Origin of the sequence: Pseudomonas sp. KT_2_4 (assembly GCF_041410225.1) — a bacterium.
GTDB lineage: Bacteria > Pseudomonadota > Gammaproteobacteria > Pseudomonadales > Pseudomonadaceae > Aquipseudomonas > Aquipseudomonas paracarnis.
The window spans coordinates 3,300,519-3,316,198 of record NZ_CP166962.1; the positions used below are offsets into that span (position 1 = coordinate 3,300,519).

Sequence of the window (15,680 nt, forward strand, 5' to 3'; positions counted from 1 at the left end):
CCCCGGAATGCATTCCCACGCAGAGCGTGGGAACGATCAGGTGTCAGACGTTCTGCCGATCACCTTTGGGGTCAAAGAACACCGAAGACACAATCTCGGCCTCGATCACGCTGCCATCCGCTTGCGGCGAGAACACCCGCTCACCGATGCGCTTCAAGCCGCCCTTCACCACACCCATGGCAAACGAATAGCCCAGGGAGTTATGCGCATAACTTGAGGTAACGTGACCCACCATCTTCATCGGAATCGTCTGCTTCGGATCGAACACCAACTGCGCGCCTTCCGGCAGCCACACGTTCGGGTCGATCGGCTTGAGCCCCACCAACTGCTTGCGCTCTTCACGCACGCAGTCTTCACGGTTCATCCCGCGCCAGCCGATCCACGAGAACGGCTTGGTCCGGCCAACGCACCAGCCCATGTTCAGGTCGTCCGGGGTCATCGAGCCGTCGGTGTCTTGCCCGACGATGATGAAGCCCTTCTCGGCGCGCAGTACGTGCATGGTCTCGGTGCCGTACGGGGTCAGGTTGTACTGTTTGCCGGCCTCGACGATTTTTTCCAGCACGCCCATGGCGTAGTCGGCCTGCACGTTGACCTCATACGACAACTCACCGGTAAACGAGATACGGAACACCCGTGCCGGCACGCCACCCACAAGGCCTTCCTTCCAGGTCATGAACGGGAAGCCGTCCTTGTCCAGGTCGATGTCGGTGACTTCACTGAGCAGCTTGCGGCTGTTGGGGCCCGACAGGGTCATGGTTGCCCAATGGTCGGTGACCGAGGTGAAGTACACCTTGAGGTCCGGCCATTCGGTCTGCTGGTAGATTTCCAGCCACTGCAGCACGCGGGCGGCGCCGCCGGTGGTGGTGGTCATCAGGAAGTGGTTGTCGGCCAGACAGGCAGTGACGCCGTCGTCGAAGACCATGCCGTCTTCCTTGCACATCAGGCCGTAGCGCGCCTTGCCCACGTCGAGCTTGGTCCAGGCGTTGGTGTAGATACGGTTGAGGAACTCGCGGGCATCCGGGCCCTGAATGTCAATCTTGCCGAGGGTGGACGCGTCCAGCAGGCCGACGCTGTCACGCACCGCCAGGCATTCGCGCTTCACCGCGGCGTGCAGGTCTTCACCGTTGCGTGGGAAATACCATGGGCGTTTCCACTGGCCGACGTCCTCAAACTCGGCGCCGTTCTTCACGTGCCAGGCCTGCAGGGCGGTGTAGCGTACCGGCTCGAAGATATGCCCACAGTGACGGCCCGCTACGGCGCCGAACGTCACCGGCGTGTAGTTGGGACGGAACATGGTGGTGCCCATCTGCGGGATAGTCACGTTCAACGAACGGGCCGCGATGGCCAGGCCGTTGACGTTACCCAGCTTGCCCTGGTCGGTGCCGAAGCCCAGCGCGGTGTAGCGTTTGACGTGTTCCACCGACTCGAAACCTTCGCGGGTCGCGAGTTCGATGGCGGCCGCGGTGACGTCATTCTGAAGGTCGACAAATTGCTTCGGCGCCCGTGCAGTGGCTTTTTCGTGGGGCACCTGGAACAGCGCCAGGGTCGGTTCTTCCAGACGGCTCAAGGCTTTTGGCAGCGTGCCTTCAACCGGGGCAAAACCGGCTTCGCTGGCTGCACGCACGCCGCCTTCAAAGCCATCGGCGAGGGAATCGCCAAGGCCGTAGACACCGTTGATGCCGCCCACGCACACCCGTTTTTGCGGTGCTTCACCGGGTACAAACCCGAGGATATCTTCACGCCAGGTCGGTTTGCCGCCCAGGTGCGAGGCCAGGTGCACCACCGGGCTGTAACCGCCGGAGCTGGCGACCAGGTCGCAGTCCAGCCACTCGCCGGGGCTGGTGACTTTATGCGCCTTGACGTCGATGGCTGCCACGCGGGCACCGGTCACGTGCTTACTGCCACGGGCCTCGATCACGGCGCTGCCGGTGAGGATGCGAATGCCTTTGGCGCGAGCTTCTTCAACCAGTGCCCCGCGTGGGTTGTGGCGCGCATCGGCCACCGCGACAACGGTGAGGCCCGCATCGAACCAATCCAGCGCAACGCGGTAGGCATGATCGTTGTTGGTCGACAGCAGCAGCTTTTTACCCGGTGCCACGCCGTAGCGACGCACGTAGGTAGACACCGCACCCGCGAGCATATTGCCCGGCACATCGTTGTTGCCATACACCAGCGGACGCTCGCACGCACCGGTGGCCAGCACCACACGCTTGGCACGCACACGGTGGATACGCTGACGCACCACGCCAATCGGCGCACGGTCCCCCAGGTGGTCGGTGAGACGCTCGTGAATGGTCAGAAAGTTGTGGTCGTGGTAACCGTTGACGGTGGCGCGGGGCAGCAGCACCACGTCCGGCAGGGCTTTCAATTCGGCAATGACGCCGGCAACCCATTCAGTGGCGGGCTTGCCGTCGAGGCTTTCGCGGGAATCGAGCAGCGAACCACCGAACTCTTCCTGCTCGTCGGCGATGATCACCCGAGCACCGCTGCGCGCAGCGGCCAGCGCAGCCGCAAGGCCCGCAGGGCCTGCGCCCACGACCAGCACGTCGCAATGACGGTTGAAGTTGTCGTAGGTGTCCGGGTCGTTCTCGGTAGGCGAGCGACCAAGGCCCGCCGCCTTGCGGATGTACTTCTCGTAGGTCATCCAGAACGATTGCGGGTACATGAAGGTTTTGTAGTAGAAACCCGGCGGCATCAGCTTGCCGCCGACCTTGCCGAGAATCCCCATCATGTCGTTGTTCACGCTCGGCCAGCCGTTGGTGCTGGTAGCAACCAAGCCCTGGTACAGCGCCTGTTGGGTGGCGCGCACGTTGGGGATCTGCGTGGCTTCGGTGGCGCCGATCTGCAGCACCGCGTTCGGCTCTTCGGCGCCCGCGGCAAAGATGCCCCGTGGGCGCGAATATTTGAAGCTGCGGCCAATGATGTCGACACCGTTGGCCAGCAGGGCTGCGGCCAGGGTGTCGCCTTCAAAGCCCTTGTAGCTCTGACCGTTGAACGTAAACGTCAGGACTTTATTACGGTCGATGCGGCCACCGTTGGACAGGCGATTGATCTGGCTCATACCTTCTCTCCAGAGGCCTTGGCGGTGAACTGAGGCTTCTCACCGATCTTGTAGGTTTCAAGAATTTCGTAGGTCACAGTGTCGCGGGTGGCGTTGAAATACTGGCGGCAACCGGCGGCATGGATCCACAGTTCGTGGTGCAGCCCACGCGGGTTATCGCGGAAGAACATGTAGTCGCCCCACTGCTCGTCGGTGCAGGCATTCGGGTCCAGCGGGCGCGGGATATGCGCTTGGCCGGACGCGTGGAATTCCTCTTCGGAGCGCAGTTCGCCACAGTGAGGACAGAAGATATGCAACATAGGGAATTTCTCCTGTTAGTGGGCGACGGCCGCAGCGCCGTGTTCGTCGATCAACGCACCGTTGTGGAAACGGTCGATGGAAAAAGGTGCGGCCAGTGGGTGCATTTCACCCTTGGCCAGGCTGGCGGCAAACACGTTGCCTGAGCCTGGGGTGGCCTTGAAGCCGCCTGTACCCCAACCGCAGTTGAAGAACATGTTCGGTACCGGGGTCTTGGAGATGATCGGGCAGGCATCCGGCGTGGTGTCGACGATGCCGCCCCACTGGCGGTTCATGCGCACCCGTGACAGCACCGGGAACATCTCGACGATGGCCTGGATGGTGTGCTCGATCACCGGGTACGAACCGCGCTGGCCGTAACCGTTGTAGCCGTCGATACCGGCGCCGATCACCAGGTCGCCCTTGTCGGATTGGCTGATGTAACCGTGCACGGCGTTGGACATGATCACGCTGTCGATAATCGGCTTGATCGGCTCCGACACCAGGGCTTGCAGCGGGTGGGATTCGATCGGCAGGCGGAAGCCCGCCAGCGAAGCCATGTGCCCGGAATTACCGGCAGTCACCACACCGACACGCTTGGCGCCGATAAAGCCCTTGTTGGTTTCCACGCCGATGCACACGCCGTTTTCCTTGCGGAACCCGATCACTTCGGTCTGCTGGATCAGGTCCACGCCCAAGGCATCGGCAGCACGGGCAAAGCCCCAGGCCACGGCATCGTGACGGGCCACGCCGCCGCGACGTTGCACGGTGGCGCCGAGCACCGGGTAGCGGGTGTTCTTCGAGCAATCCAGGTACGGAATCTCGTCGGCCACTTGCTGGGCATTCAGCAGCTCGCCGTCCACACCGTTGAGGCGGTTGGCACTCACGCGGCGCTCGGAATCACGGATGTCCTGCAGGGTGTGGCACAGGTTGTACACGCCACGCTGGGAGAACATCACGTTGTAGTTCAGGTCCTGGGACAAACCTTCCCAGAGTTTCATTGCATGTTCGTACAAGTGAGCCGACTCGTCCCACAGGTAGTTGGAACGCACGATGGTGGTGTTGCGCGCGGTGTTACCGCCGCCCAGCCAGCCTTTCTCGACCACCGCCACGTTGGTGATGCCGTGTTCCTTGGCCAGGTAGTAGGCGGTCGCCAGACCATGCCCGCCGCCGCCGACGATCACTACGTCGTAGACCTTTTTCGGGGTCGGCGTGCGCCACATCTTCTGCCAGTTTTCGTGATGGCTGAGGGAGTGCTTGAAGAGGCCGAAGCCTGAGTAGCGTTGCATAGTCATTACTCCAAAACCGCGCTCAGCGATAAACCGGGAAATCAGCGCACAGGGCAGACACGTGCTTGGCCACGTTGGCCTCGACATCGGCGTCGCCGAGGTTGTCGAGGATGTCGCAGATCCAGCCGGCCAGCTCGATGCATTGCGGCACTTTGAAGCCACGGGTGGTCACCGCCGGGGTGCCGATGCGCAGGCCCGAGGTCACGAACGGCGACTGCGGGTCATTGGGCACCGCATTTTTGTTGACGGTGATGTGGGCGCGACCCAGAGCGGCATCCGCCTCTTTGCCGGTGAGGCCTTGGCGGATCAGGCTGACCAGGAACAGGTGGTTGTCGGTGCCGCCGGAGACCACATCGTAGCCACGCTTGATGAACACTTCGGCCATGGCCTGAGCGTTATCGATCACTTGCTGCTGGTACGCCTTGAAGCCGGGCTCGAGCGCTTCCTTGAAGCACACGGCCTTGCCGGCGATCACGTGCATCAGCGGGCCGCCCTGGGCGCCGGGGAATACCGCAGCGTTGAGTTTCTTTTCGATTTCTTCGTTGGCCTTGGCCAGGATCAGGCCGCCCCGTGGACCGCGCAGGGTTTTGTGGGTGGTGGTGGTGACCACGTCGGCGTAAGGCAGCGGGTTCGGGTACAGGCCAGCGGCAACCAGGCCGGCGACGTGGGCCATGTCGACGAACAGCAGCGCGCCAACCTTGTCGGCGATCTGACGGAAGCGTGGGAAATCCAGGGTCTTGGAGTAGGCCGAAAACCCTGCCACGACCATCTTCGGCTTGTGTTCGACCGCCAGGCGCTCGACTTCGTCGTAGTCGATCAGGCCCGTGTCGGTATTGATGCCGTATTGCACCGCGTTGTACAGCTTGCCCGAGGACGACACTTTGGCGCCGTGGGTCAGGTGACCGCCGTGGGCCAGGCTCATGCCCAGGATGGTGTCGCCGGCATTGATCAGCGCCAGGTACACGGCGCTGTTGGCGGAGGAACCGGAGTGCGGTTGCACGTTGGCGTAATCGGCGCCGAACAGCTGCTTGGCGCGTTCGATGGCCAGGGCTTCGACCTTGTCCACATGTTCGCAGCCGCCGTAGTAGCGCTTGCCCGGGTAGCCTTCGGCGTATTTGTTGGTAAGGCCACTGCCTTGAGCTTCCATCACGCGCTTGCTGGTGTAGTTCTCCGACGCGATCAGCTCGATATGATCTTCCTGGCGCTGCTCCTCGGCATTCATCGCCGCCAGCAGTGCGTCGTCATATCCCTGGATCTGGTCTTGTTTGCTGAACATCGCGTCTCTCCCAGCCTTTCGTATTGTTGAGGCCCTCGCAGGGCCCTTTGATGCGATGGTAGGGCTGGCGCGTGCGGGCCAAATGCCTGCGCACGCCACGCAAAGGTGCGTTTACGACATGGACTGAAGAATGTGCAAACGCTTGTGTGGGAGCTGGCTTGCCTGCGATGGCATCGCTGCGGTGCAACTGGCAGACCAAGGTGTGTGCATCGCAGGCAAGCCAGCTCCCACAGGGGTTAGGCGATGATCTGGCGGATGAGTAGCAGCAGCAAGAAATGCAGTGGATATAAGGCATAGGCCCAACGCCGCATCGCTGGTGGCGAGACATTTTTGGCATGTCTCAACAAGACCAAACCCACCCATGGCGCAATCAGGCATGTTGCCAACCCCAACAGCGCTACCGGTGTGCCGCTATTCAGCAAAATCTGCCATTGGTTGGCGGCAACACAAACCAAGCCTGGAAGCACACTGAAATACCAAGGGCGACTGAACACCAGCAACATCGCCACAGGCAGCAACACACCGAAAAAACCGAACATCAAATGTGTCGCAAACGCCCCCGCGATACTGAGCGCTAACAGCGCTAATCCTCGATCAAAAAGCGCCTTTTGCTGCCAACCTCGGGCAACCAGCAAACCTAACACCAAAGTCGGCAGCACATTCAACGTATCGGCGTCCTCGATAAATAGCCGATACGGCACTTCGCTGATCACGCTGAACAACAGCAACCAACCCAGGTAGCGCCAATGGCCGGTCACTGGGACGTAACGGACACGATGCACATTGGCCGCAATCGCCAGGCAAAACCATGGAAACGCCAGACGCCCCGGCACGTATAGCCCATCCAGGCTCAGCCCCACATAGCGCAGGTGATCGAGCACCATACTCAACAGCGCCAGCCACTTGAGCAGATCCAAAGCGCCATCTCGGACAGGTCCGACAGGCAAGGTGTGAGTACCGTGCATAATTCCCCAACGACTTTGCATTTACAGTGCGTGCGTGCCCCCGGCAATCTTGGGTAAAGTGCGCACCAACATCGACCACAGGAACGGGCCATGACCGACAAGAGCCAACAATTTGCCAGCGACAACTATTCCGGCATCTGCCCGGAAGCCTGGGCCGCCATGGAACAAGCCAACCAGGGCCATCAACGCGCCTACGGCGATGATGAATGGACCCACCGCGCCGCCGACGGTTTCCGCAATCTGTTCGAGACCGACTGCGAGGTGTTCTTCGCCTTCAACGGTACGGCTGCCAACTCCCTGGCGCTGTCCTCGTTGTGCCAGAGCTACCATAGCGTGATTTGCTCGGAAACCGCCCACGTCGAAACCGACGAATGCGGCGCGCCGGAGTTTTTCTCCAACGGCTCCAAACTGCTGGTTGCCCGTACCGAGAACGGCAAGCTGACCCCGGAGTCGATCCGCGAAATCGCCCTCAAGCGCCAGGATATCCATTATCCCAAGCCGCGCGTCGTGACCCTGACCCAGGCCACCGAAGTCGGCAGCGTGTACACCCCGGAAGAAATCCGCGCCATCAGCGCCACCTGCAAGGAACTGGGACTGAACCTGCACATGGACGGCGCACGCTTCGCCAATGCTTGTGCATTCCTGGGCTGCTCACCGGCCGACCTGACCTGGAAAGCCGGCGTCGACGTGCTGTGCTTTGGTGGTACCAAAAACGGCATGGCGGTAGGTGAAGCCATCCTGTTCTTCAATCACAAACTGGCTGAAGACTTTGACTACCGCTGCAAACAGGCCGGTCAGTTGGCGTCGAAAATGCGCTTCCTTTCTGCGCCATGGGTGGGCCTGCTGGAAAATGACGCGTGGCTCAAGCATGCACGCCACGCCAACCATTGCGCGCAATTGCTCAGCAGCCTGGTGTCGGATATCCCCGGCGTGGAATTGATGTTCCCGGTACAGGCCAACGGCGTGTTCCTGCAACTCTCGGAACCCGCGATTGCAGCGCTGACCGCCAAGGGCTGGCGCTTCTACACCTTCATCGGCAAAGGCGGTGCGCGCTTCATGTGTGCGTGGGATACCGAGGAAGAGCGTGTGAGGGAATTGGCTGCCGATATTCGGGAAGTAATGAACGCTTAACGTACGAATTCGGCCAGTTGGTACTGGCCGATTGCCGAGACTGTTTTTTGATATTTCCGACCGCTACGTAGCTCGCTTTCATTGTCTAGCCTCTTGTTACCCGCAAGGAAAACGCAGCGATAACTGCCGCCTTTCGGGTTTCATCGCCAGCCGAATAATCGGCCGCAAAGGCACATCAATGGAGAGTTTTATCATGGAATATCAAAGTAATGGCAACACACTGCAAAGCGGCGGCGGCACTAGCACCACGGTCATAGACTGGGACGAGTTCAGGAAACACGCCAAGATCGGGGACACCATTCAGGAGCCCTCAAGGACGTTGACCATCTACGACAAAGCCTACGAATTGACAAACTCAGGCCAGCACTTCGTTGTTCATATCTATGCCCAATAACTGTTAACGCCTAAGCGCCGCGTCGCAGATTCATGGCCTGCGACGCGACGCTGAATCATGATCGTTCCCGCGCTCCGCGTGGGAATGCCTCCTCGGACGCTCCGCGTCCACCCGAAATCAAGGATGAACACGTGGGCAGAAGCCGCTATGTCATCACCGAACCCGAAAAACCCCACTTCCTCACCTGCACTGTCATGGAATGGCTCCCCCTCTTCACCTGCAACTACCTGGTGGACCATCTTCTGGATTGCTGGCGATATCAACAAAGCAACCACGCTTTAAACTTGTTTGGTTACGTCATCCTGGAAAATCACTTGCACTTTATTGCTCAAGCGCCAGATCTGGGAAAGTGCGTCAGCCAATTCAAATCCTTCACCGCCCGAACCATCATTGACGACCTGCAAAGCAAAGGCGCGGAGCGGGTATTGCAGCGCCTGCGTTTCTGCAAGCGTGCACACAAGACAGATCGTGTTTATCAACTGTGGCAGGAAGGTTCACATGCGGAGTTGGTTTACAGCGAGGCAGTCATGCGCCAGAAGCTTGATTACATCCATCACAACCCCATAAAGCGGGGCTATGTGGACCTGGCTGAACACTGGCGTTACTCCAGCGCGCGCAACTATGCAGGTATGCCAGGCCTGATCGACATCCAACCTTGGCTCTGAAGATCCGCGTGCCCCTTCCCTTACGACGGGACGCGGAGCGTCCCAGGTGGCGTTACCACGCAGAGCGTGGGAACGAGCATGTGCCTGCTGCCGGGAAGATCGCTCCCGCGCTCCGCGTGGGAATGCAGCCCGTGACGCTCCGCGTCACCCCTCAACTGCGGCGGGACGCGGAGCGTCCCAGGTGGCGTTACCACGCAGAGCGTGGGAACGAGCATGTGCCTGCTGCCGGGAAGATCGCTCCCGCGCTCCGCGTGGGAATGCAGCCCGTGACGCTCCGCGTCACACCCTCAACGCGGCCGGACGCGGAGCGTCCGGGCGGCGTTACCACGCAGAGCGTGGGAACGAGCATGTGCCTGCTGCCGGAAAGATCGTTCCCGCGCTCCGCGTGGGAATGCAGCCCGTGACGCTCCGCGTCACCCCTCAACTGCGGCGGGACGCGGAGCGTCCCAGGTGGCGTTACCACGCAGAGCGTGGAAACGAGCATGTGCCTGCTGCCGGGAAGATCGTTCCCGCGCTCCGCGTGGGAATGCAGCCCTTGACGCTCCGCGTCACACCCTCAACGCGCCCGGACGCGGAGCGTCCGGGCGGCGTTACCACGCAGAGCGTGGGAACGAGCATGTGCCTGCTGCCGGGAAGATCGCTCCCGCGCTCCGCGTGGGAATGCAGCCCGTGACGCTCCGCGTCACACCCTCAATGCGGCCGGACGCGGAGCGTCCTGGGCGGCGTTACCACGCAGAGCGTTGGGAACGAGCAGATCAGAATTCGATGCGTACATCACCCTTCGGCACACTGCAGCACGACAGGATGTAGCCTTCAGCCTCGTCTTCTTCGGTAATCCCGCCGTTGTGCTCCATCTCCACTTCGCCGCCCAGTTTCATCACCTTGCACGTACCGCAGATGCCCATGCCGCAGGCCTTGGGGATCAGCAGGCCGAGCTTGGCCGCTGCGGCATGCACCGTTTCCCCCGGTGCCACGCGAATGCTTTTGCCGGACGCGATAAATTCCACTTGATGCAGGTCTGCCAGATCGATCTCCGGCGCATCCGCCGCTTGCTCGGCCTGCTCCACCGCATCGGCACGGGCTTCGGGCGGCGTCGCGCCAAACGATTCCTCGTGATAACGCGTCATGTCGAAACCGGCAACTTCCAGCAAACGCTTCACCGCGTTCATGTACGGCGTAGGGCCGCAGCAGAACACTTCGCGCTCAAGGAAGTCCGGCACCATCAGCTCCAGCATCTTGTGGTTCAGATAGCCGCGATACCCGGCCCAGGGTTCGCCCAGGCCGTGTTTTTCGCAAATCAGGTGCAGGCTGAAGTTGTCGATCCGCGACGCCATGTGCTCCAGCTCGCGGTGATAGATGATGTCCTTGGGCGAGCGGGCGCTGTGGATAAACGTCATGTCGACGTTCGCGTTGGTGTCGTAAAACCAGCGCGCCATGGACATCACCGGCGTGATCCCAACGCCACCGCTGAGGTACAGCACTTTCGGGCTTGGGAAGTCGATGGCATTGAACAGCCCGACCGGGCCGTGCACCGCCAACTCCTGGCCTTCGTGCAAAGTGTCGTGCAGCCAATTGGAAACCCGGCCGCCCGGTACGCGCTTGATGGTCACCGAGAAGCTGTAAGGCACCGACGGTGAGCTGGAAATGGTGTACGAACGCATGATCGGCTGGCCTTCGATTTCCAGCTCCAGGGTGACGAACTGCCCCGGCTTGAAAAAGAACAGGATCGGCTGATCGGCCATAAAACAGAAGGTGCGCACATCCCAGGTTTCCTGGATGACTTTGACGCAGCGGACGATGTGCCGACCATTGGCCCAGGTCTGGGTGGTTACCGGATTCAGGAAATTATTGGACATGTTGTTCTCCACCGCCGACGTCGGCCTTATGGTGGCGATTCTGCGTAACGCGAGAACCACCCATTTACCTATCTGCGACATTCACATACTTACGGCGACCAGCCCCCAAAGACAGGGGCTTGCGCGTCGGGATCAGATTGGGCCATGTCGCCCATGGATAAGGTTCGACGTTACGCCGGGCCCACACTCGCTCCCAACAAAGACGCGTTCTTTACGCCTTGCACAGCACCAACCGTAGCCACTATTCGCCGGCCACACAGAATGGCCATGAGGACACACACGATGGACGTCACCGCAACCTTAAGCTTGGGCGATCCGCTGGAACCCGCACGCAAGGCCACCGCGCAAATGCTGCAAGAGCGCGAGCGCACTTTTTCGCTGCCGCAGCCGTTCTACTCTGATGAGCGGCTGTTCGATATCGACATGCAGGAGATCTTCCAGAAAGAGTGGTTGATCGCCGGCATGACCTGCGAAATTCCTACCAAGGGCAACTACCTGACCCTGCAAGTGGGCAAGAACCCAATCATCGTGATCCGGGGTGCCGATGGCGTGGTGCATGCGTTTCACAACGTGTGCCGCCACCGTGGTTCGCGCTTGTGCACCAGCGAAAAGGGCAAGGTCGCCAAGCTGGTTTGCCACTACCACCAGTGGACCTACGAGCTGGACGGCCGCCTGCTGTTCGCCGGCACCGAGATGGGCGCCGATTTCGACATGAAGCAGTACGGTTTGAAGCCGGTGAACGTGAAGACCGCTGGCGGCTATATCTTTATCAGCCTGGCCGAAAACCCGCCGGCCATCGATGACTTCCTGTCGACGCTCAGCCATTACATGGAGCCCTACGACATGGAGAACACCAAGGTGGCGATCCAGACCACCTTGTTCGAAAAAGCCAACTGGAAGCTGGTGCTGGAAAACAACCGCGAGTGCTACCACTGCAACGCCTCGCACCCGGAACTGCTGAAAACCCTGCTGGAATGGGACGACGTTACCGACCCACGTGCCGACCAGGCGTTCAAGGACCACGTAGCCGCCTCCGCCGCCGCCTGGGATGCCGAGAAGATCCCTTACGCCCACGCCAGCTTCGGCCTGCGTAACCGGATTGTGCGCATGCCGCTACTCAAGGGCACCGTGTCGATGACCCTGGATGGCAAACAAGGTTGTGCCAAGCTCATGGGCCGCATCAAGAACCCGGACCTGGGCTCGATGCGCATCCTGCACCTGCCGCACTCCTGGAACCACTGCATGGGCGACCACATCATTGTGTTCACCGTGTGGCCCATCAGCGCCCAGGAAACCATGGTTACCACCAAGTGGATCGTGCACAAGGACGCCGTGGAAGGCGTGGACTACGACGTGGAACGCATGCGCCAAGTGTGGGACGCCACCAACGACCAGGACCGCCGCCTGGCCGAAGAGAACCAGCGCGGGATCAACTCCACCGCTTACCAACCCGGCCCGTACTCCAAGACCTATGAATTTGGCGTGGTTAATTTTGTGGATTGGTACAGCGAGCGCATGCTGAGCAACCTGGGTGCGGCGCCGGCGCCTTATCTCAAAGGCGTAGCTGCTCACGAATAACGCTTGTTTGGGAGTGGGCTTGCCCGCGATGGCATGGTGTCTGTCAAAGTCTGTATTGGCTGATAGACCGCTATCGCAGGCAAGCCAGCTCCCACATTAGGACAGATTAGCTGTTCAAAATTCGATCAGCTCTGATACAGCCCTTTACCACCCTGCCCTCCAGCCTTTACCCAACAACTTATCCACAAAGCCACCCACAGCAATTGTGGGCAATTGCGTCGTGGACGAAAATTAAATCAAGAAAATCCGTGACTTATTCAAACTTCCGGGTTTCAGCTCAAGCTGATCATTTATTGATCAAACCTCCAAGAGCCTTGTTTGGCGTGGCTTGCAGCGGTAAGCGAACACCTTATCCACAGATGCGCCAACAGACTTTGGGGGCAACTTTGTCTGGGCTGTGGAAAACCACCTAAAGTCGCTATTTCCGCGGGTCATGAGACGTTTTAAGGGTTAAATACAGTGTTTTGGTGATTTTTTAACCAACCCTCTGTAGGCCTCGTATTACCTGGCCTACAACGGATAGCGAACATCTTATCCACAGATCCGCCAACAGACTTTGGGGGCAAGTTATAAAATCCGCTTAGCTTTATCCACAGCAAAACCCTAGAGAAAACCGCCACTTAGCCTGATCATTTTTCAGCCAATAGCGCACAGGCCCTTAAATACGTGCCCTGCGGACAAACACAAACACCTTATCCACAGGCACGTGCACAGCGATTGTGGGTAATTGCCCGCTTGTCCGTTCCTTGTGCGGAAACGCTCAAATTTAAACTTCATCTACACTCTTTCTTGCAGTTATATCCATTGGCCCAGGTGAGTACAGAAGTCCTTGGCGCAAAAGAGGAGATAGACCGGTGACGTGGCAGGGCAATCCCAGCCATCACCGCGCCAAAGGTTTTACGCTGATTGAATTACTACTGACGCTGGCCTCACTGGCCACGCTTTCGACAGTGGCTTATCCGCTGACGGCGCTGATGGGTCAACACATTCGGGAACTCGACTTGCAGCGTTCGCTGCGAGAAATTCGCTATGCCATCGATGCTTACAAAACGCTAACAACACACTGAGCGTTCCAGCAGTTCGGAACTTGTTTGTCTGAATTGAAGGTGGACTAGAGCATGAATAATTTACAGCAACATACGAACGTTCTCATCAAGTGGCTGCTGGCAGCGGTGCTTCTGGCCCCCCTGTTGGTCATGGCACACGGTGCCGTCGATGAGCCGGTATCACGCCAGGTTCATTGCAAAGCGCTTCCAGATTTCTGGTCGGGAAACCCCAGCGATCCAGGATGCGCGGCGTTAGCCAAAACAAGCGGACAGTATCCAGGCCAGCAATGGAATGAAGTTGCCCATTTAATTGCTGCCCCGGGGTATAACGACCCGGAAATCGTTAAAAAAGCAGTTCCAGATGGGCAGCTATGTTCAGCAGGTGACAAGAAGAAAGACGGCCTTAACTTGGTGTCAAATGATTGGTACCGGACGGACGTCACGCCTCACGACGGTAAAATGAACGTTCGCATCATCGGTACGGCCCCTCACGTCCCCAGTTTTGCAAAGGTATTCCTGACAAAACCTGGCTTTGATCCGACCACAGCACCGCTGACCTGGAATGATTTGGTCCTTATCCATACCGAGCAACTGACAGTCGCTCAAACCGACTGGGGCACCAGGCCGCCTGCCATTTCGTCTTCGGGGTACTTCAGATTTCCAGTGCCTATCCCTGCAGAACAATTCGGCAACGCGACCCTCTTCGTGCAATGGCAACGAATTGACCCGGCCGGGGAAGGATTCTACAACTGCAGTGATATCAATATTATCGGGGCAGGCGTTCCCGAGCGGTGGTTTGATCTGGGGCAATTCATCGATGCCGTCATGAAAGACCTCACCCCAGGAAACGCCGTTCACTTCCGTATTCTGGACAACACGCCACAAGCGAAAGAGGTCGTAGACATTACCATGCCCATTGACGCAAACAATCTGGACGCGAAGATATGGGGCCCGCAACTGGCCAATCAAATCCCTTCAAGCATCGCCAAAGTAGGGGAAAAAGACGGCAATGACATTGTGTTCAACACGGCTGATCCGCAGGTCAATTCGGTATTCGTACAGGTCAAGGGTTACTCCAAGGCCATGGCGATAGTCGAAGCGGGCGGTGGGGAATACCCCGCGTACGTGCCGAACAAGAGCCCCCCTTACAAGCCAGGTGACGTTGTATCTAACAAGGGCGCCAATTATGTGTGCAAACCCTACCCAAATAGCGGCTGGTGCTCGCAATCACCCAGCTATTACGAACCTGGTGTAGGCAGCCAATGGAACGATGCGTGGGATAAGAAAGACTGAGAAGTAAAATGTCTGTTGCGAGACAAACGCTGTGGTGTATACAGCGTTTGCCTCGCTATCTTTTCAGAAGAGCTTAGCGAACCACGCCTTCCTCTATCAGCAACTTGAGAATCGCCTGCGCGCCCTCTTCGGCGCTGACGCCCTTGAGCACCTGCCCCCCACCCCCACTGGCCTTGGCTGTGGCAGCTTTCATACGATCGGCGCCGCTCTTGGCCTTGATCACCTTGAGGCGCTTGGGCCGCGGTTTGGCCGGTTGCAGCAGTGCGTCTGTGAATAACTCATCCTGTTCAATCTCGACGTCATGGGCTGCCAACTCACCCCGTTGCGCCGGGCCGTAGGCGCTCTGGCGTGGTTTGGGCGCGGCGTTATCCACAGTGGCAAGAAACGGCAGGCGCACCTTCAAGCGCCGCCGCTGGCCGCGAGGCAGCGCCTGCAGCACCAGGGCTACGCCGGCGTCGATGGACTCCACCTGCGCCAGCCCCACAATCAGCGGCCAGCCCAGTTGTTCGGCCAACAGGAACGGCAGCATCCCCGAACCTTCGCCGGTTTCTGCCTGGCTTCCGGTCAGCACCACTTGGGCGCCCGCGTCGCGCAGATACTCGCTGAGCACCGGCAACGCATCGGCGCCCGCCGGCTGTTCGAGTACCTGCAGTTGCGGCAGGCCCATGCCCAGGTAGCTGCGCAGGGTCGGCTCGCTGACATCACCCGCGTGCAGCACCTGCAACTTATCCCCAGCCAGTTGCAGCCCCAACTCTACCGCGCGCGCGTCCTGCTCGGCACGGCGTGGGCGCCCGGAGGTGGGGTGAGCGCCGATGGACACCAGGCTGAATACAGTGTTGGTCATGGTCAT

Annotated in this window: 13 protein-coding genes; 6 read left to right on the plus strand and 7 right to left on the minus strand. The window is 59.6% G+C overall.

Translation table 11 applies throughout. The features are described from left to right. Nucleotides 1-43 precede the first annotated feature (43 nt). From AB9N64_RS15340 to AB9N64_RS15360, 5 genes are all read right to left on the minus strand, one after another. Nucleotides 44-3,061 (minus strand): sarcosine oxidase subunit alpha, encoded by a 3,018-nt coding sequence (locus tag AB9N64_RS15340; RefSeq protein ID WP_019817431.1) that lies wholly within the window; start codon nucleotides 3,059-3,061, stop codon nucleotides 44-46. Continuing rightward, nucleotides 3,058-3,360, minus strand: coding sequence for a sarcosine oxidase subunit delta (locus AB9N64_RS15345; protein WP_003194855.1), 303 nt, complete (start codon nucleotides 3,358-3,360; stop codon nucleotides 3,058-3,060). The genes AB9N64_RS15340 and AB9N64_RS15345 overlap by 4 nt, the downstream gene beginning before the upstream one ends. 15 nt (nucleotides 3,361-3,375) lie before the next feature. Then, nucleotides 3,376-4,626, minus strand: coding sequence for a sarcosine oxidase subunit beta (locus tag AB9N64_RS15350; RefSeq protein ID WP_003176546.1), 1,251 nt, complete (start codon nucleotides 4,624-4,626; stop codon nucleotides 3,376-3,378). A gap of 22 nt (nucleotides 4,627-4,648) precedes the next feature. Beyond that, nucleotides 4,649-5,902: a serine hydroxymethyltransferase gene (glyA, locus tag AB9N64_RS15355; protein ID WP_017738444.1), complete on the minus strand. Its 1,254-nt coding sequence runs from the start codon at nucleotides 5,900-5,902 to the stop codon at nucleotides 4,649-4,651. Between the two features lie 236 nt (nucleotides 5,903-6,138). After that, entirely contained in the window at nucleotides 6,139-6,867 is a 729-nt protein-coding gene (locus AB9N64_RS15360; RefSeq protein WP_014720234.1) for a TraX family protein, read from the minus strand. Nucleotides 6,868-6,957: 90 nt separating this feature from the next. Between AB9N64_RS15360 and AB9N64_RS15365 the strand changes: the two genes are divergently transcribed. From AB9N64_RS15365 to AB9N64_RS15375, 3 genes are all read left to right on the plus strand, one after another. Continuing rightward, nucleotides 6,958-7,998 (plus strand): low specificity L-threonine aldolase, encoded by a 1,041-nt coding sequence (locus AB9N64_RS15365; protein WP_014720235.1) that lies wholly within the window; start codon nucleotides 6,958-6,960, stop codon nucleotides 7,996-7,998. Nucleotides 7,999-8,191: 193 nt separating this feature from the next. Continuing rightward, complete coding sequence (locus AB9N64_RS15370; RefSeq protein ID WP_014720236.1) at nucleotides 8,192-8,392, plus strand: hypothetical protein; 201 nt, start codon at nucleotides 8,192-8,194, stop codon at nucleotides 8,390-8,392. Nucleotides 8,393-8,523: 131 nt separating this feature from the next. Further along, on the plus strand, nucleotides 8,524-9,057 hold the full coding sequence (locus tag AB9N64_RS15375; protein WP_020302143.1) for a hypothetical protein: 534 nt from the start codon (nucleotides 8,524-8,526) through the stop codon (nucleotides 9,055-9,057). Between the two features lie 755 nt (nucleotides 9,058-9,812). On the opposite strand, the gene gbcB is transcribed toward AB9N64_RS15375, so the two are convergent. Continuing rightward, entirely contained in the window at nucleotides 9,813-10,913 is a 1,101-nt protein-coding gene (gene gbcB / locus AB9N64_RS15380) for a glycine-betaine demethylase subunit GbcB (protein WP_014720237.1), read from the minus strand. A 282-nt stretch (nucleotides 10,914-11,195) separates the two neighbouring features. Between gbcB and gbcA the strand changes: the two genes are divergently transcribed. The 3 genes from gbcA (at nucleotide 11,196) to AB9N64_RS15395 (ending at nucleotide 14,830) form a co-directional block, all read left to right on the plus strand. After that, nucleotides 11,196-12,491 (plus strand): glycine-betaine demethylase subunit GbcA, encoded by a 1,296-nt coding sequence (gene gbcA, locus AB9N64_RS15385; protein ID WP_014720238.1) that lies wholly within the window; start codon nucleotides 11,196-11,198, stop codon nucleotides 12,489-12,491. Between the two features lie 854 nt (nucleotides 12,492-13,345). After that, a complete protein-coding gene (locus AB9N64_RS15390) occupies nucleotides 13,346-13,558 on the plus strand; it encodes a prepilin-type N-terminal cleavage/methylation domain-containing protein (RefSeq protein WP_019817447.1) in 213 nt (70 codons plus the stop codon). Between the two features lie 51 nt (nucleotides 13,559-13,609). After that, the gene (locus AB9N64_RS15395; RefSeq protein ID WP_371359509.1) at nucleotides 13,610-14,830 is read left to right on the plus strand and encodes a lytic polysaccharide monooxygenase; all 1,221 of its coding nucleotides are present in this window, start codon (nucleotides 13,610-13,612) and stop codon (nucleotides 14,828-14,830) included. Between the two features lie 73 nt (nucleotides 14,831-14,903). Here AB9N64_RS15395 and AB9N64_RS15400 read toward each other — a convergent pair whose 3' ends face one another. Then, nucleotides 14,904-15,680: an electron transfer flavoprotein subunit beta gene (locus AB9N64_RS15400; RefSeq protein ID WP_165901703.1), complete on the minus strand. Its 777-nt coding sequence runs from the start codon at nucleotides 15,678-15,680 to the stop codon at nucleotides 14,904-14,906.